Here is a 22653-nt window from a genome sequence, read left to right as displayed (position 1 = left end):
AATTATGACGCCCCTAGAACGATACCAAGCTGATCTGAAACGCCCGGACTTCTTCCATGACGCCGCGCAGGAAACTGCTGTGCGTCATCTGCAGCGCCTGTACGACGATCTGATCGCGGCCGAGCAGAACAAGCCTGGTTTGCTGGGCAAACTGTTTGGCAAGAAGGATCAGACGCCGGTCAAGGGTCTGTATTTCTGGGGCGGCGTGGGTCGCGGCAAGACTTACCTGGTCGACACCTTCTTCGAAGCGCTGCCGTTCAAGGAAAAGACTCGCACTCACTTCCACCGCTTTATGAAGCGTGTGCACGAAGAGATGAAAACCCTCGGTGGCGAGAAAAACCCGCTGACCATCATCGCCAAGCGCTTTGCGACCGAGTCGCGGGTGATCTGCTTCGATGAGTTCTTCGTGTCTGACATCACCGACGCGATGATCCTCGGCACGCTGATGGAAGAGCTGTTCAAGAACGGCGTGACCCTGGTCGCGACTTCGAACATCGTTCCGGACGGCCTGTACAAGGACGGTCTGCAGCGCGCGCGCTTCCTGCCGGCCATCGCGCTGATCAAGCAGAACACCGAGATCGTCAACGTCGACAGCGGTGTCGACTACCGTCTGCGCCACCTCGAACAAGCGGAGCTGTTCCACTATCCGCTGGACGAAGCCGCCCACGAAAGCCTGCGCAAGAGCTTCAAGGCACTGACCCCGGAATGCACGGCGGCGGTGGAAAACGATGTGCTGATCATCGAGAACCGCGAAATCCGTGCCCTGCGCACCTGCGACGACGTGGCCTGGTTCGACTTCCGCGAACTGTGCGACGGCCCGCGCAGCCAGAACGACTACATCGAACTGGGCAAGATCTTCCACGCCGTATTGCTTAGCGGCGTCGAGCAGATGAGCGTCACCACTGACGACATTGCTCGCCGCTTCATCAACATGGTCGACGAGTTCTACGACCGTAACGTCAAGCTGATCATTTCTGCCGAAGTCGAGTTGAAGGACCTGTACACCGGCGGACGCCTGACGTTCGAGTTCCAGCGTACGCTGAGCCGCCTGCTGGAGATGCAATCGCACGAATTCCTGTCCCGGGCACACAAGCCTTAAACAGATTCGGCAAATAAAAAGGGCCTGCAATTGCAGGCCCTTTTTTTATATCCGAAATTCACCACAGACCTTGTAGGAGTGAGCCTGCTCGCGATTGCGTCCGTCCATTTGGCACTGATGCGACTGACACACCGCTATCGCGAGCAGGCTCACTCCTACATGGGTTCTTATGCAGCCTGCTGAAACTGCTGCCGATACTGATTCGGCGACAGTTCAGTGTGCTGGCGAAACAGCCGCGCAAAGAAGCTCGCATCGTCGTAGCCGACCTCATAACTGATGGTCTTGATGCTCTTGCGGCTGCCGGACAACAGGCCCTTGGCGGTCTCGATGCGCAGGCGCTGCAGGTAGTGCAGCGGCTTGTCACCGGTGGCGGTCTGGAAGCGGCGCATGAAGTTGCGGATGCTCATGCCGTGCTCGCGGGCCACGTCTTCGAAGCGGAACTTGTCAGCGAAGTGCTCTTCGAGCCAGTGCTGGATCTGCAGGATGATCACGTCCTGGTGCAGCTTCTGCCCACCGAAGCCGATACGCCCCGGCGAATAGCTGCGCTGCACTTCGTAAAGGATGTCGCGAGCCACGGCTTGCGCCACGTTGGCGCCGCAGAAGCGTTCGATCAGGTAGATGTACAGGTCGCACGCCGACGTCGTGCCGCCGGCGCAATACAGATTGTCAGCGTCGGTCAGGTGCTTGTCCTGATTCAGGTAAACCTTGGGGAAGCGCTCGGCGAAGGCATTGAAGAAGCGCCAGTAAGTGGTCGCTTCCTTGCCATTGAGCAATCCGGCCTCGGCCAGCCAGAACACCCCGGTGGCTTCGCCGCAGAGCACGGCGCCACGGGCATGCTGTTCGCGCAGCCACGGCAGGACCTGTGGATAACGGCTGCACAACGTATCGAAATCGTCCCAGAACGCCGGGAGGATGATGACGTCGGCGTTTTCCAGGCCGCCGTCCACCGGCATCACCACGTCACTGAAACTGTTCACCGGTTTGCCATCGGGGCTGACCAGGCGCGTTTCGAACGCCGGTGTCAGGCCGTGGCCCAGTTGTTTGCCGTAACGCAGGCTGGCCAGATGGAAGAAATCCTTGGCCTGCATGAGTGTGGATGCGAAAACCCGGTCGATTGCCAGGATGCTGACGCGCCGCAAGGGCGTGGAGACTTGCTTGGACATAATTCAACTTTTGTTTTGTTTTTATAAGGGAAAGTGGTCACCAGACGGCTGGATCGTCTTATTTTTTGTCGGAAGTGTCCAGTGTCCTGTATCAGAGGTGAGGCTTAGTCTCTGAGAGAGACATCCCTCCAACAAGACAGAAAGGTGCCGCATGATCCCCAGAACCTTGTTCAGCTCCGAGCACGAATTGTTCCGCGACAGCGTACGAACCTTCCTCGAAAAAGAGGCCGTGCCGTTCCATGCTCAGTGGGAGAAACAAGGCCACATCGACCGAAAGCTGTGGAACAAGGCGGGGGAGGCGGGGATGCTCTGCTCGCATCTGCCGGAAGAGTACGGCGGCCTGGGCGCGGACTTTCTGTACAGCGCCGTGGTGATCGAGGAGGTGGGTCGTCTTGGGCTGACTGGAATCGGTTTCTCGCTGCACTCGGACATCGTTGCACCGTACATCCTGCATTACGGCAGCGAGGCGCTGAAGCACAAGTACCTGCCGAAACTGGTCTCGGGCGAGATGGTCACGGCGATAGCCATGACCGAACCGGGCGCTGGTTCCGACCTGCAAGGGGTCAAGACCACGGCGGTGCTCGACGGTGACGAGTACGTGATCAACGGCTCCAAGACCTTCATCACCAACGGCTTTCTGGCTGACTTGGTGATTGTCGTGGCGAAGACCGATCCGAAGGCTGGCGCCAAGGGCACCAGTCTGTTTCTGGTGGAGGCGAATACGCCGGGCTTCGAGAAGGGCAAACGCCTGGAGAAGGTCGGAATGAAGGCCCAGGACACGTCGGAATTGTTCTTCCAGGACGTGCGCGTACCGAAAGAAAACCTGCTGGGGCAGGCCGGGGCGGGGTTTGCCTATTTGATGCAGGAGTTGCCGCAGGAACGTTTGACCGTGGCGATCGGCGGTCTGGCCTCAGCCGAGGCTGCGCTGAAGTGGACGCTGGATTACACCCGTGATCGCAAGGCGTTCGGCAAGGCGATTGCCGATTTCCAGAACACGCGCTTCAAGCTGGCGGAGATGGCAACTGAAATCCAGATCGGTCGAGTGTTCGTCGATAAATGTCTGGAACTGCACCTGCAAGGCAAGCTCGACGTGCCGACGGCGGCGATGGCGAAATACTGGGGCACCGACCTGCAATGCAAGGTGCTCGACGAGTGCGTGCAGTTGCATGGCGGTTACGGGTTCATGTGGGAATACCCGGTGGCCCGGGCGTGGGCGGATGCGCGGGTGCAACGGATATATGCCGGCACCAATGAAATCATGAAGGAGATTATTGCGCGCTCGCTTTGAGATTTCGGGGACCGTCAGACCGTTATCGCGAGCAGGCTCACTCCTACAGGGAAATGCATTCCAAAATGTAGGAGTGAGCCTGCTCGCGATTGGCTCTATGAATCAATCAAGGCGCCGGATTCGGATGATCCTTGTGAATCGCCTCGATCCCGGCCAGCACTTCGTCGGAAAGCTTCAGGTCGAAACTGGCAATGTTGCTGTCCAGTTGCTCGAGCGTCGTCGCACCAATGATGTTGCTGGTGACGAACGGTTGCTGGGTAACGAAGGCCAGGGCCATTTGCGCCGGATCCAGACCGTGTTCGCGGGCCAGTGCCACGTAGCGGCTGCAAGCGGCTTCCGATTGCGCGTTGAAGTAGCGGCTGAAGCGGCTGTAGAGGCTCAGGCGGCCTTTCGGCGGACGGGCGCCACCTTCGTACTTGCCTGAGAGGAAGCCGAACGCCAGCGGCGAGTAAGCGAGCAGGCCGCATTGTTCGCGGATGGCGATTTCCGCCAGACCGATTTCGAAGCTGCGGTTGAGCAGGTTGTACGGGTTCTGGATCGACACCGCACGCGGCCAGCCACGGGCTTCGGCCAGGGCGAGGAAACGCATGGTGCCCCACGGCGTCTCGTTGGACAGGCCGATGTGGCGGATCTTGCCGGCCTTCACCTGTTCGTCGAGCGCTTCGAGGGTGTCTTCGAGCGGGGTGAGGTTGGCTTCGATCTTGTGTTTGTAGCCCAGCTGTCCGAAAAAGTTGGTGCTGCGCTCAGGCCAGTGCAACTGGTAGAGATCGATGTAATCGGTTTGCAGACGCTTGAGGCTGGCATCCACCGCTTCGGTGATGTGCTGGCGGTTGTGGCGCAGGTTTTTGTCGCGGATGTAGTCGATGGTGTTGCCCGGGCCTGCAATCTTGCTGGCGAGGATCCAGTCGGCGCGGTCGCCGCGACTCTTGAAATAATTGCCGATGTAGCGCTCGGTAGTGGCGTAGGTTTCAGCTTTCGGCGGCACCGGGTACATCTCGGCGGTGTCGATGAAATTGATCCCGGCTTCCTTGGCCCGTTCGATCTGGGCGAAGGCTTCAGCTTCGGTGTTTTGCTCGCCCCAGGTCATGGTGCCGAGGCAGATTGCACTCACGTTCAGGTCGGTACGGCCTAGCTGGCGATAGTCCATCGGGTGCTCCTTGGGCAAAACAATCATAAAAGCAGGTTGAAAAATTTTTCGCAATCTGCATAATTGCCGACCTCTTTCTGCAGTGGAAGTGATGCGCCGCCGCCGAAGAATCTTGCCGTTGAACGGACGCGCCGACCCGAGCCCCCGAAAGCGTCTGTATCCGGCTGCCTTTGACTTGTCAAAGTACGCACTATTCAGTAAGATCCGCCGTCTTATTTACAGGCGGCCCCTGAGGCTATAAAGAATGAAAACTTTTACTGCTAAACCGGAAACAGTTAAGCGCGACTGGTTTGTCGTCGACGCTGCTGGTCAGACCCTGGGTCGTCTGGCCACCGAAATCGCGAGCCGTCTGCGTGGCAAGCACAAGCCTGAGTACACTCCTCACGTTGACACCGGCGACTACATCGTCGTAATCAACGCCGAGCAGATCCGTGTTACCGGCGCTAAAACCACTGACAAAATGTACTACTCCCACTCCGGTTTCCCGGGCGGCATCAAGTCGATCAACTTTGAAAAGCTGATCGCTAAAGCCCCTGAGCGCGTGATCGAGACCGCGGTTAAAGGCATGCTGCCTAAAAACCCACTGGGTCGCGACATGTACCGTAAGCTGAAAGTCTATGCGGGCGCTGCACACCCACATACTGCTCAGCAGCCCCAAGAACTGAAGTTTTAACGGAATAGTACATTATGTCGGCGACTCAAAATTACGGCACTGGCCGTCGCAAGACCGCAACCGCACGCGTTTTCCTGCGTCCGGGTACTGGTAACATCTCCATCAACAACCGTTCGCTGGATAACTTCTTCGGCCGCGAAACTGCCCGCATGGTAGTTCGTCAGCCGCTGGAGCTGACCGAGACTGTCGAGAAATTCGACATCTACGTCACCGTGATCGGCGGTGGTGTAAGTGGTCAAGCTGGCGCAATCCGCCACGGCATCACTCGCGCTCTGATGGACTACGACGAAACCCTGCGTGGCGCTCTGCGCAAAGCTGGCTTCGTTACTCGCGACGCCCGTGAAGTTGAACGTAAGAAAGTTGGTCTGCGTAAAGCGCGTAAGCGTCCGCAGTACTCGAAGCGTTAATTCGTTTCCACGTTCAAAAAAGAACGCCCGATTCCTCACGGAACCGGGCGTTTTTTTATGCCTGCGATTTATTAAAGAATTGCGCTGTGACAACTTGCCACATTCGTAGACCCCCTATACTACAAGGCTTGAGGGTGGGAGCCCCGGGTAATTCCCTTGTCAGAATTGGGGCTTTTCATTACCATCTCGGCAAAATTTTTATAAGTAACATTGATTTATTTAGTAGATGCCTGATTTAACAGGCCACAAAGCTGATGGGAGAGGACTGAATGAGCAATGACGGCGTGAATGCAGGCCGGCGTCGCTTCTTGGTAGCAGCCACATCCGTGGTGGGTGCTGCAGGAGCGGTGGGGGCTGCGGTCCCGTTCGTGGGGTCATGGTTTCCCAGTGCCAAGGCGAAAGCCGCCGGTGCACCGGTGAAAGTGAATGTCAGCAAGATCGAGCCAGGACAGCAGATGATTGCTGAATGGCGCGGCCAGCCGGTGTTCATTGTCCGCCGTACTGCGGAAATCCTGGGGAATCTCAAGAAGATCGAGGGCCAGCTCTCCGATCCGACTTCCAAAAACTCCACGCAACCTACCTATGTCGACCCCGAAGTGCGTTCGATCAAGCCGGAAATTCTGCTGCTGATCGGGATTTGCACACACCTGGGTTGCTCACCAACCTTCCGTCCCGAAGTGGCACCTGCGGATCTGGGCAAAGACTGGGTTGGTGGCTATTTCTGCCCTTGCCACGGCTCCCACTACGATCTGGCTGGACGCGTCTACAAGTCGCAACCCGCGCCTTTGAACCTGCCAGTTCCCCCGCATTCCTATGAGACCGATGACCTGATTGTCATTGGCGTCGATACGGAGAAAGCGTGATGAGCAAGTTCATGGATTGGGTTGATGCGCGCTTTCCTGCGACCAAAATGTGGGAAGACCATCTCAGCAAGTATTACGCGCCAAAAAACTTCAACTTCTTCTACTTTTTCGGCTCGCTGGCACTGCTCGTTCTGGTCAACCAGATCGTCACCGGTGTCTGGCTGACGATGAGCTACACGCCGTCGGCAGAAGAGGCGTTCGCCTCCGTCGAATACATCATGCGCGACGTCGAGTACGGCTCGATCCTGCGTCTGCTGCACTCCACCGGCGCTTCGGCGTTCTTCATCGTGGTCTATCTGCACATGTTCCGTGGCCTGCTCTACGGTTCGTACCAGAAACCCCGTGAGCTGGTGTGGGTCTTCGGCATGCTGATCTACCTGGCGCTGATGGCCGAGGCCTTCATGGGTTACCTGCTGCCGTGGGGCCAAATGTCCTACTGGGGTGCCCAGGTGATCATCTCGCTGTTCGGTGCGATTCCGGTCATCGGCAACGACCTGACCCAGTGGATTCGTGGTGACTACCTGATTTCCGGGATCACCCTGAACCGCTTCTTCGCTCTGCACGTCGTGGCCCTGCCAATCGTGATTCTCGGTCTGGTGGTGCTGCACATTCTGGCGCTGCACGAAGTCGGTTCGAACAACCCCGATGGCGTCGACATCAAGAAGCACAAAGACGAAAACGGTATCCCGCTGGACGGCATCGCCTTCCACCCGTACTACACCGTGAAAGACATCGTCGGTGTGGTGGTGTTCCTGTTCATCTTCTGCTTTATCGTGTTCTTCTTCCCGGAAATGGGCGGTTACTTCCTCGAAAAACCAAACTTCGAGCAAGCCAACCCGTTCAAGACGCCTGAGCACATTGCACCGGTCTGGTACTTCACGCCGTTCTACGCGATCTTGCGGGCAATCCCGGACAAGCTCATGGGGGTTATCGCCATGGGCGCGTCGATTGCCTTGCTCTTTGTCCTGCCATGGCTTGATCGCAGTCCGGTCAAATCGATGCGCTACAAGGGCTGGATGAGCAAGGTCTGGCTGGTTGTGTTCTGCATTTCCTTCGTGATCCTCGGCATTCTGGGCGTACTGGCGCCGACGCCGGAGCGCACGCTGGTGTCGCAGGTCTGTACCTTCCTGTACTTCGCCTACTTCATTCTGATGCCGTTCTACACCAGGCTCGAGAAGACCAAACCGGTTCCGGAAAGGGTGACTGGCTGATGAAAAAGTTATTTTTTGCTCTGATTTTTGCTGCGCTGCCTGTGCTGTCTTTTGCCGCCGAACACGGTGGTCCGGAGCTGGAAAAAGTCGACATCGACGTGTCCGACAAGGCTGCCCTGCAAGATGGCGCACGAACCTTTGCCAACTATTGCATGGGTTGCCACAGTGCCAAGTTCCAGCGTTATGAGCGGGTGGCCGATGACCTCGGCATTCCACACGAAATGATGCTGGAGAAGTTGGTGTTCACCGGCGCCAAGATCGGCGACCACATGAACATCGGCATGCAGCCCGCAGACGCCAAGACCTGGTTCGGTGCGGCACCGCCGGACCTGACCCTGGTTGCTCGCGTGCGTGGCACCGACTGGCTCTACGGTTATCTGCGCTCGTTCTACGAAGATCCGGCGCGCCCATGGGGCGTGAACAACAAGGTCTTCCCGAACGTTGGCATGCCTAACGTGCTGGTCGGCCTGCAAGGGCGCCAGGTGGTTGGCTGCAAACAAGTGCAGATCGTCGAAGACGGCAAGAAGCAATACGATCCGCTGACCGGTACGCCGCTGACTCATGAAGCGTGCGATCAGTTGACCATCGTGCCGAAAACCGGTGCTCTGAACGAAGAGCAGTTCGATGAGAAGGTCAAGAATCTGGTAACCTTCCTGGCTTACTCGGCTAACCCGGTTAAGCTGCAACATCAGCGCATCGGTACTTACGTCTTGCTGTACCTGGCGTTCTTCTTTGTGTTCGCCTACCTGCTCAAGCGTGAATACTGGAAAGACGTGCACTGATACGCTTCAAGCATTGCTGTTAATCGCGCGCGCCCAAGGGCGCCTCCGATAACGCAACGTCTGGTCAGCCAGGCATTGCGGGAGGCGCCCTCTGGGCGCGCGCGTTTTTCCGGTTCCGATAATTTCAACAAGCGAGGAGGATCGCCATGGGCGTGACCAATCGGTTGGCCTGTTACTCCGACCCCGCCGACCACTATTCCCACCGAGTGCGCATCGTGCTTGCAGAGAAGGGTGTCAGCGCCGAAATCATTTACGTGGAAGCTGGTCGCCAGCCGCCTAAACTGATTGAGGTGAACCCTTACGGCAGTCTCCCGACACTGGTCGATCGCGACCTGGCGTTGTGGGAGTCGACCGTGGTGATGGAATATCTGGATGAGCGTTACCCGCATCCGCCACTGATGCCGGTTTACCCGGTGGCGCGTGCCAACAGCCGTTTGCTGATTCACCGTATTCAGCGCGACTGGTGTGGTCTGGTGGATCTGATCCTGGATCCGAAAACCAAGGAAGCCGCGCGTGTCGTGGCGCGCAAGGAATTGCGTGAAAGCCTGACGGGCGTGTCGCCGCTGTTTGCCGACAAGCCGTTTTTCCTCAGTGAGGAACAAAGTCTGGTGGATTGCTGCCTATTGCCAATACTCTGGCGTTTGCCGATTCTGGGTATTGAACTGCCGCGGCCGGCCAAGCCGCTGCTTGATTATATGGAGCGCCAGTTTGCGCGTGAGGCTTTCCAGGCGAGTCTGTCTGGCGTCGAACGCGATATGCGCTAAGGCTTAAGGAGCCGCTATGAACTCCAGTCGACCTTATCTGGTCCGCGCGCTCTACGAGTGGATTGTGGATAACGATTGCACCCCGCACATGCTGGTCAATTCCGAATACCCGGCGGTGCAGGTGCCGCAGGGTTTTGCCAGTGACGGGCAGATTGTCCTGAACATCTCGCCCAGCGCCGTGCGGCATTTGCACATGGACAACGACGTGGTGACCTTCGAGGGTCGCTTCGGTGGTGTTCCGCACAGCCTGTACGTGCCGATCAGTGCGATCCTGGGCATCTACGCCCGGGAGAACGGGCAGGGCATGGTGTTTGATCTTGAGTCGCCGATGGATGACGAAGACGATATCGAGTCGGATGACGACTTGCCGCCGCCGGACAGCGAGCCGCCGCGCCCAAGTGGCCGGCCAAGCCTGAAAGTGGTGAAGTAATAAAAAGGCGACCCGAGAGGGTCGCCTTTTTATTGCGTGGGCGCTGCCGAAGGCTGCAATCTTTTGATCTTGATCTTCAAACACAAGATCAAAAGATCGCAGCCTGCGGCAGCTCCTACAGGGGTGTTGGTCAGTCGATGTATTCGAACAGCTTCACGATCTTCTGCACACCGGAAACGCTTTGCACCAGATTGGTCGCCTGTTGGGCTTCCTGCTTGGTCAGCAGGCCCAGCAGATAGACGATGCCATTCTCGGTCACGACCTTGATGCGCGAGCCGGGAATGCTGGCATCGGTCAGCATCTGGGTCTTGATCTTGGTGGTCAGCCAGGCGTCGTTTTGACGGGCGAGGAAGCTCGAAGGCGCGATCACTTGCAGTTCGTTGTGGACCTTCTTCACGCGCTGGACGTTGGCAGCGGCCTGTTCGGCCTTGGCCTTGAGGTCTTCGCGCGGTGTCTGGCCGGCGAGCAGCACCACGCCGTTGAAGCTGGTGACGACGATGTGCGAATCCTTGTCCAGGGCCGGGTCGGCCTTGGCGACGTTGACGCCGACTTTGGTCTCGATCAGCGAGTCGTCGATTTTGCTGCCGAAGGTTCGGGTGCCGCGGTCGTCTTCAATCGGCGCTTCACGGCTGGCGTTTACCACCGAGGTGCAGCCGCTGATGCCGAGGCACAGGGTCAAGGCCAGAAGGCCAAGGCGATTAGGGGTCATTCTTCACTCCCGAACAGTTGGCTGTCGATCAGATCGCAGAGGCAATGGATCGCCAGCAGATGGACTTCCTGAATACGTGCAGTGACATGGGCCGGTACGCGAATCTCGACATCTTCAGGCAGCAGCAGTGAAGCCATGCCGCCGCCGTCGCGGCCAGTCAATGCTACGACAATCATTTCGCGATCATGTGCGGCCTGGATCGCTTGAATAATGTTTGCCGAGTTGCCACTGGTCGAAATCGCCAGCAACACATCGCCTGGTTGGCCCAGTGCGCGAATCTGCTTGGAGAACACTTCGTTGTAGCTGTAGTCATTGGCGATCGAGGTGATCGTCGAACTGTCGGTGGTCAGGGCAATGGCGGGCAGGCTCGGGCGTTCGCGCTCGAAGCGGTTCAGCAACTCCGAAGAGAAATGCTGGGCGTCGCCGGCAGAGCCACCGTTGCCGCACGAAAGCATTTTGCCTTCGTTGAGCAGGGCGTTGACCATGATCTGGCTGGCTTGCTCGATGTGCGGTGCAAGTACGTCCATCGCCTGTTGCTTGGTGTCGATACTGGCCTGGAAAAGCTGGCGAATTCGGGATTGCATGTCCATCTGTGTGACCTTAAGTGGCGCGGCTGTTCGGCACGTGAATGTGCAGCCCGCAAAGCAAAGAGCAAAAATTGTCGGTGAAAGTGTCCGGGGTGGTGTGCAGAGAATCAACCATCGAAAGCATTCTGCAACCAGTTCAACTGATCCGGGTGCCTGTCGATGGCCACCACGTCGAAGCGGCAAGGGGAATCGGCCCAGCGCGACTCGCGCTGAAGAAAATACTGTGCGGCGAAAATCAGTTTCTGCCGTTTGCGCTCATCGATGCTAGCGAGCGCGCCACCCCATTGAGTGTTTTTTCTGTAGCGGACTTCGACGAATACTACTGTATCGCCATCAAGCATGACCAGATCAAGCTCGCCGCGTTTGCATGACCAGTTCTGCGCCAGCAGGCGCAGACCCTGGTGTTGCAGATGCTCGAGCGCCTGGCGCTCGGCATCTTTACCGCTTTGCAGGTGCGAGCTGTCGGGCATCAGCGCGGAGTGTCCGGCAGGCGTTGAACCTGACCGTTGACGAACTGCGCCCATGGCAACTGACGCACTACACGCTGAGTCTGGGTCATGCCCAGGCTGCCCGACTGACCTTCGATGCGGCTGTCCGGCAGGGCCTTCAGCTGACCCAGGCGCGGCGCCAGGCGGTAGGCGTCGACGCCCATCGCGTACAGGCGGCCGAGGCTGCCGGCGGCTTGTGGCCATTGTGCGGTGACTTGCTGGCGCAGCGGGTCGTTGGCTTCGAGCAACCAAGGGGTTTCGCAGAAGCGCACGCCGTTCATGTCGTTGTACTGGTTCACGTCGCCGCTGGCGCTGTAGACGTGGGAGGTGGCGTAGACCGGAACGTCACCGGCGTACTGGAAGTTCAGGGTCGGCTTGATCTGCTGCGCCTGTTGCGGCGTGGCAGCCAGGAAGATGAACTCGATGTCCTGACGACGCGAAGGCTGCGCGGCGACATTGGTGCCGGCGGCATTCTGCAGGCTCTTGGCGCGGGCTTCGCTTTGACGCAGTTGGAACATGTCGGCGATCTGCTGGGCCAGTTGCACTGGCTGATCAACCCGTTCGGTGGCGACGATGCTGCCGCCGTTGGCCTGCCAATCCTGGCTGAACGCACGCAGTACGCGGTCGCCCCATTCGCCTTTCGGCACCATGATCGCGGCGCGGTGCAAGCCGTCGGCACGGGCGCGGCGCGAGACTTCGCGGGCTTCGTCTTCAGCGGCCAGACCGAACTGGAACAATTGCGCCGGGCCTTGGTCGCCTTCGCTGTAGTTCAGCGCGAGGGTGGTGATCGGCAGTTGCGGGCGAGTGCTCAGTTGTTTGACCAGTGGCTTTTCCAGTGGACCCACCACCAGTTGCACGCCATCGGCCTGAGCCTTGCGGTAGAACTCGTCCATCGAGGTCAGCTTGGAGCTGTCGTAGAACTCGATGGCTGGCGGTTTCTGGCCAGCCTGTTGTGCCTGGTAGTGCGCAGCCATGAAGCCTTCACGCAGGGCTTTGCCGACCGAGGCCAGCGGGCCGTCTTGCGGCAACAGCAGGGCGATCTTGCTCAGCGGCTGGCTGGCCAGCTCTTTGAGTTTGGTCAGCGGCAGCGGCAGGTTGATCGCAGCCGGGTGTTTTGGATTTTGCGCGCGCCACGCATCGATCGCGGCTTGTTGCTGTTCCAGGGTGCCGGCGGTTTTTACTGCCAGCGCTAGGCCCATCCAGCCGCCGAGATCATCGGCGGTGTTGGGTTGCAGTTGATCGGTCGGCAGCGAGGCGACCAGGGTCCAGATCGCTTCGTGGTTCTTGCTGGCGGCTTCACCTTTGAGCATTGGCGCGATGAAGATGCGCTCGCGAGCGGCCGCCAGGGTCTGGCCGTCGGCTTCAAATGCGCGGGCATGCACGGTGCCGGTGCGCACCTGCTGCTCTTCCGGCATCTCGCCCAGGTGCTGCAGGCTCGGATGGCTCAGGGCGGTCAACGCCGCTTTCGGCTGATTGCGCGTCATCGCCAGTTCAGCAGACAAGGTGCTGGCGAAGATCTGCTGGCCTGGCTTCAACTGCTCCATTGGCACTTGTTGCAGGATCTGCGCGGACTGGCCAGCGTTACCCTGGCGATAAGCCAGATCGGCCGCGCTCAGGCGCAACAGGGCGGCTTTTTCCGGCGTCTTGGCCTGGGTCGCCTGTTCGAGCAGTTGCTCGATGCTGGCGTCCGGGGTCCGTGGAAGTTCGCCAAGGCTGGAGGAAGGGGAGCTGGCGCAAGCCGCCAGCAAGGCAGCGAGGCAGAGGGCAGTGAACAGCCGCAGGCAAGCGATCATGTAAGTGTTCCTGATACTCGATCAAATTAGCGTGGAATTGTACCCAAGCACTGGCCGGGGCGCGATGTTACTGGCGTTAAACCGTCAATTTAGCTGAAGCAAATGTTGCGGGGCCGCACAAAGACGCGCAAAACCGAGGTCGGCCGGAACGCATCGCAAGCCTCGTGACGCGTTACAATGCCGGCTTTTACCGATCATGAGGTGTGCGCTTTGACTGCTCCAGGTCCTTTGAATTCCGCTGCTGGCTCGCTTTATGTGGTGGCGACGCCCATCGGCAACCTGGACGACATCAGCGCCCGGGCCCTGAAAATCCTTCGCGAAGTGGCACTGATCGCCGCCGAAGACACGCGGCACTCGGCGCGGTTGATGCAGCACTTCGGTATTTCCACGCCGTTGGCCGCGTGCCACGAACACAACGAACGTGATGAAGGTAGCCGCTTTATTACCCGCTTGCTGGCGGGCGACAACGTTGCACTGATTTCCGACGCCGGGACGCCACTGATTTCCGATCCGGGTTATCACCTGGTGCGGCAGGCGCGGGCGGCCGGGATCAATGTGGTACCGGTGCCGGGTGCCTGCGCGTTGATCGCGGCGTTGTCGGCGGCAGGGCTGCCCTCCGATCGCTTCATCTTTGAAGGGTTTCTGCCGGCCAAATCGGTGGGACGCAAGGCGCGTCTGGAAGCGGTCAAGGAAGAGCCGCGCACGCTGATTTTCTATGAGGCGCCGCACCGTATCCTCGAATGCCTGCAAGACATGGAAGCGGTGTTCGGCGGCGAGCGTCAGGCGCTGCTGGCCCGTGAGATCACCAAGACCTTTGAAACCCTTAAAGGTCTGCCGTTGGCCGAGCTGCGAGCGTTTGTCGAATCCGACAGCAATCAGCAGCGCGGCGAATGCGTGGTGCTGGTGGCCGGCTGGTCTGCACCGGAGTCCGAAGATGCGGTCAGCAGTGAAGCCATGCGCATCCTTGATCTGCTGCTCGAAGAGATGCCGCTCAAGCGCGCCGCGGCGTTGGCGGCGCAAATCACCGGTGAGCGCAAAAACGTGCTGTATCAGGTCGCGCTGGAACGGCAGAAGGGCGAGTAACCCGTCGCGCAGACGGGTTTCGCGGCTATTAGCGCTTGTTCTTCGGGCGCTCTGCCGTTAACCTGCGCGGCGGAGAGTCGATCGGACAGTCGCTGCCCCCTATGAAAATTAGGGGGGGGAGGAAAGTCCGGGCTCCATAGGGCGAAGTGCCAGGTAATGCCTGGGAGGCGTGAGCCTACGGAAAGTGCCACAGAAAATAACCGCCTAAGCGCTTCGGCGCCGGTAAGGGTGAAAAGGTGCGGTAAGAGCGCACCGCACGTCTGGCAACAGTTCGTGGCTAGGTAAACCCCACTTGGAGCAAGACCAAATAGGGTCCCAAGGCGTGGCCCGCGCTGGGACCGGGTAGGTTGCTAAAGATGTCCAGTGATGGCCATCGTAGACGAATGACTGTTCAAGACAGAACCCGGCTTACAGATCGACTCTCCACCTTTTTCTTTCCCTGCTTGAAACAAAGGCATCAGGGCTGTGTAATATCAGCAGGCCTGCTCTGAAAGTTCGGCAGCGGCGTTTGTGGTAATAGCCATTTCCCACCTGCTTCAATCAACAGCAGAAGCGCTTTTGTAATACCGAAAAAATCTTACTCTTAACAAATTACTTTAACTTCCGAGCGCAGCTATCAGTGCTGCATCAAGTTATTGGTCAAAAGTATCCGCCAGATTCTCGTTACCCCTCCTTTTAAGCTCCTAAATCTCCGTTCTGTAAGGGTTTTCCTTTAATCCGCGCCTTGACGGTGTGGTGGGCGCATTCCTATAGTGTGCGCAAGTGGCGGAAAGTGGCATGAAGTGGGTTTTTTGAGCTCAAAACGATAAAAATTGGAGAAACGCTGACGTGTTTCGCGGAGCTAACGCTATCAGTCTCGATGCAAAGGGCCGTCTCGCCATGCCGAGCCGGTACCGTGACGAGCTCGTTTCGCGTAGTTCCGGTCAATTGATCGTGACCATTGATGCCGTTGATCCATGCCTGTGTGTCTACCCGCTCGACGAGTGGGAAATTATTGAAACCAAGTTGCGCGCGCTCCCTTCGCTCCGCGAAGAGAACCGTCGTCTGCAACGTTTATTGATTGGTAATGCCGTCGACCTCGAACTCGATGGCAGTGGTCGTTTTCTGGTTCCACCGCGTCTGCGCGAATACGCAAAGCTTGATAAGAAAGCGATGCTGGTGGGCCAACTGAACAAGTTCCAATTGTGGGACGAGGATGCATGGAACGCGGTGTCTGCCGCTGACCTTGCTGCTATTCAACAACCGGGCGCCATGCCTGACGAACTGCGTGATTTGATCCTGTGACTATTGATAGCGGCTTTAACCACATCACCGTACTGCTTGACGAAGCCGTCGAGGCTCTCGCCGTACGTCCTGATGGCTGCTATCTGGACGGTACGTTCGGACGCGGCGGGCACAGCCGGCTGATCCTCAGCCAGCTCGGGCCGGACGGTCGGCTCATCGGATTCGACAAAGATCCACAAGCGATTGCCACCGGGCAAACGCTAGCGGCCGAAGACGGCCGCTTTGTCGTTGTGCAGCGCAGCTTTGCCGAGCTGGGTTCGGAAGTCGCCGAACGCGGTCTGGCCGGCAAGGTCAGCGGCATCCTGCTGGATTTGGGCGTGTCGTCGCCGCAGCTCGACGATGCCGAGCGCGGCTTCAGCTTCCTCAACGACGGTCCGCTGGACATGCGCATGGATCCTTCGCGTGGCATCAGCGCCGCCGAATTCGTCAACACCGCGCCGGTGGAAGAAATCGCCCGGGTGTTCAAGGAATACGGTGAAGAACGTTTCTCCGGCCGTATGGCTCGTGCCGTGGCCGAGCGCCGCGACATCAAGCCGTTCGAGCGCACGGCCGACCTGGCTGAAGTGTTGAAAGTCGCCAACCCGGCGTGGGAGAAGGGCAAGAACCCGGCGACCCGTGCGTTCCAGGGTTTGCGCATTCACGTCAACAACGAACTGGGCGATCTGGAAACCGGCCTCGAAGCTGCACTGGATGCACTGGAAGTGGGTGGCCGTCTGGTGGTCATCAGCTTCCACTCGCTGGAAGACCGCATCGTCAAACTGTTCATGCGCAAGCTGGTGAAAGGCGAAGCCGACAACCTGCCGCGCAACCTGCCGGTTCGCCACGTGGCGTTCGAACCGAAAATCAAAGTCCATGGCAAAGCGCAGACGGCCTCCGATGCCGAACTCAAAGCCAACCCACGTTCCCGTAGCGCCGTCATGCGTGTCGCGGAGAAGTTGCGGTGAGCAAGCTTTTCGCCAAGCCCCTGCCGGGCGGCAGCTTTTTCATGCTGCTGCTTTTTATCGGCGTGCTCGTGTCGGCCATCGGCGTGTCTTACAGCGCGCACTGGAATCGGCAGTTGCTAAACACCCTGTACAACGAACTCAGCGTGCGCGACAAAGCGCAGGCCGAATGGGGGCGCCTGATTCTCGAGCAAAGCACCTGGACCGCGCACAGCCGCATCGAAGTGCTGGCCACCGAACAATTGAAAATGCACATTCCTGGCGCGGCTGACGTGAAGATGGTGGCGCCATGATGAAACTCGAAGGGGCACTCTTCCCGTGGCGCTTCCGCTTGATGGTGGCGCTGCTCGGCGTCATGGTCGCGGCAATCTGCTGGCGCATCATCGACCTGCAAGTGGTCGATCGTGACTTCCTCAAGGGGCAGGGCGACGCGCGCAGTCTCCGTCACATCCCGATTCCGGCGCACCGTGGTCTGATCACTGACCGTAACGGCGAGCCTTTGGCCGTGAGTACCCCGGTGACGACGCTGTGGGCCAATGCCAAGGAAATGCAGACGGCCAAAGAGAAGTGGCCAGCACTGGCGGCAGCGCTGGGGCAGGACCCGAAAGCCCTGGCCGAACGCCTTGAAGCCCAGGCCAACAAAGAATTCATTTACCTGGTGCGCGGGCTGACCCCCGAGCAGGGCCAGGCCGTGCTCGACCTGAAAGTGCCGGGCGTTTATGGCATCGAAGAATTCCGTCGCTTCTATCCAGCCGGTGAAGTCACCGCGCACATGGTCGGCTTTACCGACATTGATGACCACGGGCGCGAAGGCGTCGAGCTGGCCTACGACGAATGGCTGGCCGGGGTGCCGGGCAAACGGCAGGTCATCAAGGATCGGCGCGGTCGGCTGATCAAGGATGTCCAGGTCACCAAGAACGCCAAGGCCGGCAAGCCCTTGGCGTTGTCGATTGACCTGCGCCTGCAATACCTGGCCAACCGCGAGCTGCGCAACGCGATCATCGAGAACGGCGCCAAGGCCGGCAGCCTGGTGATCATGGACGTGAAGACCGGTGAGATCCTCGCCATGGTCAACCAGCCGACCTACAACCCGAACAACCGTCGCAACCTGCAGCCGGCGATGATGCGTAACCGCGCGATGATCGACGTGTTCGAACCGGGTTCGACCATGAAAGCGATCTCGATGAGCGCTGCCATCGAGTCCGGCCGCTGGAAACCGACTGACACCGTCGAGGTGTATCCGGGCTCCCTGCAGATCGGCAAATACACCATCAAGGACGTTTCGAAGACCGAAGGCCCGGTGCTGGACATGACCGGGATTCTGATCAACTCCAGTAACGTCGGCATGAGTAAGGTCGCGTTCGATATTGGCGGTGAGACCATTTACCGTCTCGCGCAAAAAGTCGGTCTGGGCCAGGACACCGGCCTCGGCTTCCCCGGCGAGCGCGTCGGCAACCTGCCGAACTACCGCGACTGGCGCAAGGCTGAAACCGCGACTCTGTCTTACGGCTACGGTATTTCCGTGACCGCGATTCAGCTCGTGCACGCGTTCTCGGCGCTGGCCAACAACGGTCGTCTGGCACCGCTGACCCTGATCAAAACCGACAAGCCGCCGCAGACGACCCAGGTGCTGCCTGAAGCCGTCGCGAAAACCATGCAGGGCATGCTGCAGCAAGTGATCGAAGCACCGCGCGGCGTGTTCCGTGCGCAGGTGCCGGCGTATCACGTGGCGGGCAAGTCCGGTACTGCACGTAAAACGTCGGTAGGCACCAAGGGCTACGCCGAAAACTCCTACCGTTCGCTGTTCGCCGGCTTCGGGCCGATGAGCGATCCGCGTTACGCCATCGTGGTGGTGATCGATGAACCGTCCAAAGCCGGTTACTTCGGTGGTCTGGTATCGGCGCCGGTGTTCAGCCGTGTGATGTCCGGCACCCTGCGTCTGATGAACGTGACCCCGGATAACCTGCCGACCACCCAACAGGCCAACGCTACCCCGGCCGTTCCGCTGAAAGCCAATGGAGGGCGCGGCTGATGTCATTAAGTCTGAACAAGATATTCCCCCACGCCGGCCACGATCTGTTGATCCGTGAATTGGCGCTCGATAGCCGCAACGTTCGCGCGGGTGATCTGTTCCTCGCCGTGCCGGGCGGCAAATTCGATGGCCGTGCGCACATCGCCGACGCCTTGCAGCGCGGCGCCGCGGCAGTGGCTTATGAAGTGGAAGGCGCCACTGTGCTGCCGATCACTGAAGTACCGTTGATTCCGGTCAAGGGCCTGGCGGCGCAGCTGTCCGACATCGCCGGACGTTTCTACGGCGAACCGAGCCATCACCTGAACCTGATTGGCGTGACCGGCACCAACGGCAAGACCAGCGTGACCCAGCTGGTCGCGCAGGCTCTGGATCTGCTCGGCCAGCACTGCGGCATCGTCGGCACGCTGGGCTCGGGCTTCTATGGCGCGCTGGAAAGCGGCCTGCACACCACACCGAATCCGATTGCCGTACAAGCGACCCTGGCCGACCTGAAAAAGGCCGGGGCCAAAGCCGTGGCCATGGAAGTCTCATCCCATGGTCTGGATCAGGGCCGGGTCACCGCGTTGGCGTTCGACGTGGCGGTGATGACCAACCTGTCCCGCGATCACCTGGATTATCACGGCACCATGGAGGCGTACGCCGAGGCCAAGGCCAAGCTGTTCGCCTGGAATGACTTGAAGTGCCGCGTGGTCAACCTCGACGACGATTTCGGCCGGCAACTGGCCGCGCAAAAGTGCGAGTCGCGTTTGATCAGCTACAGCCTGCTCGACAGCAGCGCCTACCTGTATTGCCGTGAAGCGCAGTTCGATGACCACGGCGTGCGCGCCACGCTGGTCACGCCACAAGGCGAGCACCATCTGCGCAGCACACTGCTCGGCCGCTTCAACCTGAGCAACGTGCTGGCCGCCGTCGGCGCGTTGCTCGGTCTGGACTATGCCCTCGACGAAATTCTCAAGGTGCTGCCAAAGCTCGAAGGCCCGGCCGGACGCATGCAGCGTCTGGGTGGCGGGACTCAGCCGCTGGTGGTGGTCGATTACGCCCACACCCCGGATGCCCTGGAAAAAGTGCTGACCGCGCTGCGTCCGCACGTCAAAGGTCAATTGCTGTGCCTGTTCGGCTGCGGCGGTGATCGCGATCGCGGCAAGCGTCCGCTGATGGCCGAAGTGGTCGAGCGTCTGGCTGACAGCGTGCTGGTCACCGATGACAACCCGCGCACGGAAGATCCGGCGCAGATTTTCGACGACATCCGCGCGGGCTTCACCGCTGTGGATAAAGTCACCTTTGTTGCCGGCCGTGGTCAGGCGATTGCCCAACTGATCGCCAGTGCTTCGGCGGATGACGTGATTGTCCTGGCCGGCAAAGGTCACGAGGACTATCAGGAAATCAACGGCGAGCGCCACGCGTTCTCCGACCTGGTCGAAGCCGATCATGCCCTCACTGCATGGGAGGTGGCCCATGCTTAAGGCCCTGACGTTGAGCGAACTGACCAACGTGCTCGACGCACGGCTGATCAGCGGCGATGCCAGCTTCGACGGCGTCAGCATCGACAGCCGCGCGATCAAGCCCGGCCAGCTGTTTATTGCCCTGACCGGTCCGCGTTTCGACGGTCATGACTACCTGAACGAGGTTGCCGGCAAAGGCGCGGTCGCTGCGCTGGTCGAACGCGAAGTGCCGGCCAGCACCTTGCCGCAGCTGCTGGTCAAGGACACCCGTCAGGCCCTTGGGCAGTTGGGGGCGTTGAACCGTGCCGCCTTTACTCAGCCGGTCGCGGCCATCACCGGCTCCAGTGGCAAGACCACCGTCAAGGAAATGCTCGCCAGCATCCTGCGCACTCGCGGCGCTGTACTCGCCACTCGCGGCAACCTGAACAACGACCTTGGCGCTCCGCTGACCTTGCTCGAACTGGCCCCGGAACACACGGCGGCCGTGATCGAACTGGGCGCTTCGCGCCTGGGCGAAATCGCCTACACCGTGGGGCTGACCAAGCCGCACGTGGCGATTCTGAACAATGCCGGCACCGCCCACGTCGGTGAATTCGGCGGCCCGGAAAAAATCGTCGAGGCCAAAGGCGAGATCATCGACGGTCTGGCGGCGGATGGCGTTGCCGTGCTGAACCTCGACGACAAGGCCTTCGGTATCTGGAAGACCCGCGCCGGCGCACGCAAGGTGATGACCTTCGCCCTGAGCAATCCTCAGGCAGATTTCTACGCCAGCGACCTGAGCACCGACGCTCGGGGTTGCCCGGCCTTCAACCTGCATACACCTGAAGGGGTCGAACATGTTCAGTTGAACCTGCTCGGCACCCATAACGTCGCCAATGCCATGGCTGCCGCCGCTGCTGCTCACGCCTTGGGCGTGTCGCTGTTCGGCATTGCCACCGGACTTGGCGCCGTGCAACCGGTCAAGGGTCGCACCGTCGCGCAACTGGCGAAGAACGGCATGCGCGTGATCGATGACACTTACAACGCAAACCCCACCTCCATGTGCGCTGCCGTTGATATACTCGCCGGCTTTTCCGGCCGCACCGTCCTGGTGCTCGGAGATATCGGCGAGTTGGGCGATTGGGCGGAGCAGGGGCACCGCGACGTGGGCGAATACGCCCGGGGCAAGGTTTCCGCGCTTTACGCGGTCGGACCGAACATGGTTCACGCCGTGAACGCATTCGGTAAAGAGGCGCATCACTTCGGCACGCAAGCCGAACTGATCCAGGCCCTCGACGCCGAGCAGGACACAAACACCACCATTTTGATCAAGGGTTCGCGCAGTGCAGCGATGGAAAACATCGTTGCGGCTCTGTGCGGGTCCAGTCTGGAGAAACATTAATGCTGCTGCTGCTAGCGGAGTATCTGCAACAGTTCTACAAAGGCTTCGCGGTCTTCCAGTACCTGACCCTGCGCGGGATCCTCGGTGTGCTGACCGCGCTGGTTTTGTCGCTGTGCTATGGCCCGTGGATGATCCGCACTCTGCAGAACCGTCAGATCGGCCAGTCCGTGCGTAATGACGGCCCGCAATCGCACCTGTCCAAGTCGGGTACGCCGACCATGGGCGGCGCACTGATTCTGTCCTCCATCGGTGTCAGCACCCTGCTGTGGGCTGACCTGAGCAACCGCTACGTGTGGGTCGTGCTGCTGGTGACCCTGCTGTTCGGCGCCATCGGCTGGGTCGACGACTACCGCAAGGTCATCGAAAAGAACTCCCGTGGCTTGCCGAGCCGCTGGAAGTATTTCTGGCAGTCGGTGTTCGGCCTGGGCGCGGCAATCTTCCTTTATATGACCGCCACCACGCCGGTCGAAACCACGCTGATCCTGCCGATGCTCAAGGACTACAGCATTCCGCTGGGCGCCGGTTTCATCGTGCTGACCTACTTCGTGATCGTCGGTTCGAGTAACGCGGTCAACCTCACCGACGGCCTCGATGGTCTGGCGATCATGCCAACCGTCATGGTCGGCGGCGGTCTGGGCATTTTCTGCTACCTGTCGGGTAACGTGAAATTCGCCGAATACCTGTTGATCCCTTACGTGCCGGGCGCGGGTGAACTGATCGTGTTCTGCGGCGCACTGATCGGTGCCGGCCTCGGATTCCTCTGGTTCAACACCTACCCGGCGCAAGTGTTCATGGGCGACGTCGGTGCTCTGGCACTTGGCGCGGCACTGGGCACTATCGCGGTGATCGTGCGTCAGGAAATCGTGCTGTTCATCATGGGCGGTGTGTTCGTGATGGAAACCCTGTCCGTGGTGATCCAGGTTGCTTCTTTCAAAATGACCGGGCGCCGTGTGTTCCGCATGGCACCGATCCATCACCACTTTGAACTCAAGGGCTGGCCCGAGCCACGCGTGATCGTCCGTTTCTGGATCATCACCGTGATTCTCGTGCTGATCGGCCTTGCCACCCTGAAGCTGAGGTAGAACG

Annotated in this window: 23 protein-coding genes and 1 other RNA gene; 18 read left to right on the top strand and 6 right to left on the bottom strand. The window is 59.6% G+C overall.

Annotation, left to right across the window (positions count from 1 at the left end; genetic code table 11):
• Nucleotides 1-4 precede the first annotated feature (4 nt).
• A complete protein-coding gene (gene zapE / locus J5M57_RS17030) occupies nt 5-1099 on the top strand; it encodes a cell division protein ZapE (RefSeq protein WP_041074841.1) in 1095 nt (364 codons plus the stop codon).
• A gap of 167 nt (nt 1100-1266) precedes the next feature.
• On the opposite strand, the gene J5M57_RS17025 is transcribed toward zapE, so the two are convergent.
• On the bottom strand, nt 1267-2163 hold the full coding sequence (locus tag J5M57_RS17025) for a GlxA family transcriptional regulator (RefSeq protein ID WP_169842445.1): 897 nt from the start codon (nt 2161-2163) through the stop codon (nt 1267-1269).
• Nucleotides 2164-2413: 250 nt separating this feature from the next.
• On the opposite strand from J5M57_RS17025, the gene J5M57_RS17020 reads away from it, so the two are divergent.
• Nucleotides 2414-3550: an acyl-CoA dehydrogenase family protein gene (locus J5M57_RS17020; protein WP_083367955.1), complete on the top strand. Its 1137-nt coding sequence runs from the start codon at nt 2414-2416 to the stop codon at nt 3548-3550.
• A 106-nt stretch (nt 3551-3656) separates the two neighbouring features.
• Here the strand turns inward: J5M57_RS17020 and J5M57_RS17015 are convergent, their stop codons facing one another.
• On the bottom strand, nt 3657-4697 hold the full coding sequence (locus J5M57_RS17015; RefSeq protein ID WP_041073179.1) for an NADP(H)-dependent aldo-keto reductase: 1041 nt from the start codon (nt 4695-4697) through the stop codon (nt 3657-3659).
• A 244-nt stretch (nt 4698-4941) separates the two neighbouring features.
• Here J5M57_RS17015 and rplM point away from each other — a divergent pair, with 244 nt between their 5' ends.
• The 7 genes from rplM to J5M57_RS16980 all read left to right on the top strand — a co-directional run bounded on the left by rplM (nt 4942) and on the right by J5M57_RS16980 (nt 9827).
• Nucleotides 4942-5370, top strand: a complete 429-nt coding sequence (gene rplM, locus J5M57_RS17010) for a 50S ribosomal protein L13 (RefSeq protein ID WP_007917032.1) — start codon at nt 4942-4944, stop codon at nt 5368-5370.
• 14 nt (nt 5371-5384) lie between these two features.
• Nucleotides 5385-5777 (top strand): 30S ribosomal protein S9, encoded by a 393-nt coding sequence (gene rpsI / locus J5M57_RS17005; RefSeq protein ID WP_003205364.1) that lies wholly within the window; start codon nt 5385-5387, stop codon nt 5775-5777.
• A 269-nt stretch (nt 5778-6046) separates the two neighbouring features.
• Nucleotides 6047-6640 (top strand): ubiquinol-cytochrome c reductase iron-sulfur subunit, encoded by a 594-nt coding sequence (gene petA / locus J5M57_RS17000; protein ID WP_003228055.1) that lies wholly within the window; start codon nt 6047-6049, stop codon nt 6638-6640.
• A complete protein-coding gene (locus tag J5M57_RS16995) occupies nt 6640-7851 on the top strand; it encodes a cytochrome bc complex cytochrome b subunit (protein ID WP_169842419.1) in 1212 nt (403 codons plus the stop codon). The genes petA and J5M57_RS16995 overlap by 1 nt, the downstream gene beginning before the upstream one ends.
• Nucleotides 7851-8633, top strand: a complete 783-nt coding sequence (locus J5M57_RS16990; RefSeq protein ID WP_064589123.1) for a cytochrome c1 — start codon at nt 7851-7853, stop codon at nt 8631-8633. Before J5M57_RS16995 ends, J5M57_RS16990 begins: the two co-directional genes overlap by 1 nt.
• Nucleotides 8634-8779: 146 nt before the next feature.
• Nucleotides 8780-9397: a glutathione S-transferase N-terminal domain-containing protein gene (locus tag J5M57_RS16985; protein ID WP_003228048.1), complete on the top strand. Its 618-nt coding sequence runs from the start codon at nt 8780-8782 to the stop codon at nt 9395-9397.
• Nucleotides 9398-9413: 16 nt separating this feature from the next.
• Nucleotides 9414-9827, top strand: coding sequence for a ClpXP protease specificity-enhancing factor (locus J5M57_RS16980; protein WP_064589122.1), 414 nt, complete (start codon nt 9414-9416; stop codon nt 9825-9827).
• Between the two features lie 130 nt (nt 9828-9957).
• Here the strand turns inward: J5M57_RS16980 and J5M57_RS16975 are convergent, their stop codons facing one another.
• From J5M57_RS16975 to J5M57_RS16960, 4 genes are all read right to left on the bottom strand, one after another.
• Nucleotides 9958-10536 (bottom strand): BON domain-containing protein, encoded by a 579-nt coding sequence (locus J5M57_RS16975; protein ID WP_064589121.1) that lies wholly within the window; start codon nt 10534-10536, stop codon nt 9958-9960.
• Nucleotides 10533-11126, bottom strand: a complete 594-nt coding sequence (locus J5M57_RS16970; RefSeq protein WP_007961622.1) for a phosphoheptose isomerase — start codon at nt 11124-11126, stop codon at nt 10533-10535. Before J5M57_RS16970 ends, J5M57_RS16975 begins: the two co-directional genes overlap by 4 nt.
• 104 nt (nt 11127-11230) lie before the next feature.
• A complete protein-coding gene (locus J5M57_RS16965; protein ID WP_025109296.1) occupies nt 11231-11593 on the bottom strand; it encodes a YraN family protein in 363 nt (120 codons plus the stop codon).
• Nucleotides 11593-13404, bottom strand: coding sequence for a penicillin-binding protein activator (locus J5M57_RS16960; protein WP_207847868.1), 1812 nt, complete (start codon nt 13402-13404; stop codon nt 11593-11595). Before J5M57_RS16960 ends, J5M57_RS16965 begins: the two co-directional genes overlap by 1 nt.
• Before the next feature lie 177 nt (nt 13405-13581).
• Between J5M57_RS16960 and rsmI the strand changes: the two genes are divergently transcribed.
• The 9 genes from rsmI (at nt 13582) to mraY (ending at nt 22649) form a co-directional block, all read left to right on the top strand.
• On the top strand, nt 13582-14487 hold the full coding sequence (rsmI, locus tag J5M57_RS16955; RefSeq protein WP_083367958.1) for a 16S rRNA (cytidine(1402)-2'-O)-methyltransferase: 906 nt from the start codon (nt 13582-13584) through the stop codon (nt 14485-14487).
• A gap of 73 nt (nt 14488-14560) precedes the next feature.
• Nucleotides 14561-14914: RNase P RNA component class A (gene rnpB, locus J5M57_RS16950), an RNA gene on the top strand.
• Between the two features lie 401 nt (nt 14915-15315).
• The gene (mraZ, locus tag J5M57_RS16945; RefSeq protein WP_003228026.1) at nt 15316-15771 is read left to right on the top strand and encodes a division/cell wall cluster transcriptional repressor MraZ; all 456 of its coding nucleotides are present in this window, start codon (nt 15316-15318) and stop codon (nt 15769-15771) included.
• 2 nt (nt 15772-15773) lie between these two features.
• Complete coding sequence (gene rsmH / locus J5M57_RS16940; RefSeq protein ID WP_151101723.1) at nt 15774-16715, top strand: 16S rRNA (cytosine(1402)-N(4))-methyltransferase RsmH; 942 nt, start codon at nt 15774-15776, stop codon at nt 16713-16715.
• Nucleotides 16712-17005, top strand: a complete 294-nt coding sequence (ftsL, locus tag J5M57_RS16935; RefSeq protein WP_007956777.1) for a cell division protein FtsL — start codon at nt 16712-16714, stop codon at nt 17003-17005. Before rsmH ends, ftsL begins: the two co-directional genes overlap by 4 nt.
• On the top strand, nt 17005-18744 hold the full coding sequence (locus J5M57_RS16930; RefSeq protein ID WP_169842444.1) for a penicillin-binding protein 2: 1740 nt from the start codon (nt 17005-17007) through the stop codon (nt 18742-18744). Before ftsL ends, J5M57_RS16930 begins: the two co-directional genes overlap by 1 nt.
• Complete coding sequence (locus tag J5M57_RS16925; RefSeq protein WP_207847869.1) at nt 18744-20207, top strand: UDP-N-acetylmuramoyl-L-alanyl-D-glutamate--2,6-diaminopimelate ligase; 1464 nt, start codon at nt 18744-18746, stop codon at nt 20205-20207. Before J5M57_RS16930 ends, J5M57_RS16925 begins: the two co-directional genes overlap by 1 nt.
• Entirely contained in the window at nt 20200-21567 is a 1368-nt protein-coding gene (gene murF, locus J5M57_RS16920; RefSeq protein WP_207847870.1) for a UDP-N-acetylmuramoyl-tripeptide--D-alanyl-D-alanine ligase, read from the top strand. Before J5M57_RS16925 ends, murF begins: the two co-directional genes overlap by 8 nt.
• A complete protein-coding gene (mraY, locus tag J5M57_RS16915) occupies nt 21567-22649 on the top strand; it encodes a phospho-N-acetylmuramoyl-pentapeptide-transferase (protein WP_007961631.1) in 1083 nt (360 codons plus the stop codon). The genes murF and mraY overlap by 1 nt, the downstream gene beginning before the upstream one ends.
• The last annotated feature ends 4 nt before the right edge of the window (nt 22650-22653 follow it).

Source organism: Pseudomonas sp. 86_A, from assembly GCF_017491705.1.
In the GTDB taxonomy this organism is placed as follows: domain Bacteria; phylum Pseudomonadota; class Gammaproteobacteria; order Pseudomonadales; family Pseudomonadaceae; genus Aquipseudomonas; species Aquipseudomonas koreensis.
This window is presented reverse-complemented; position numbering and strand designations above follow the sequence as displayed.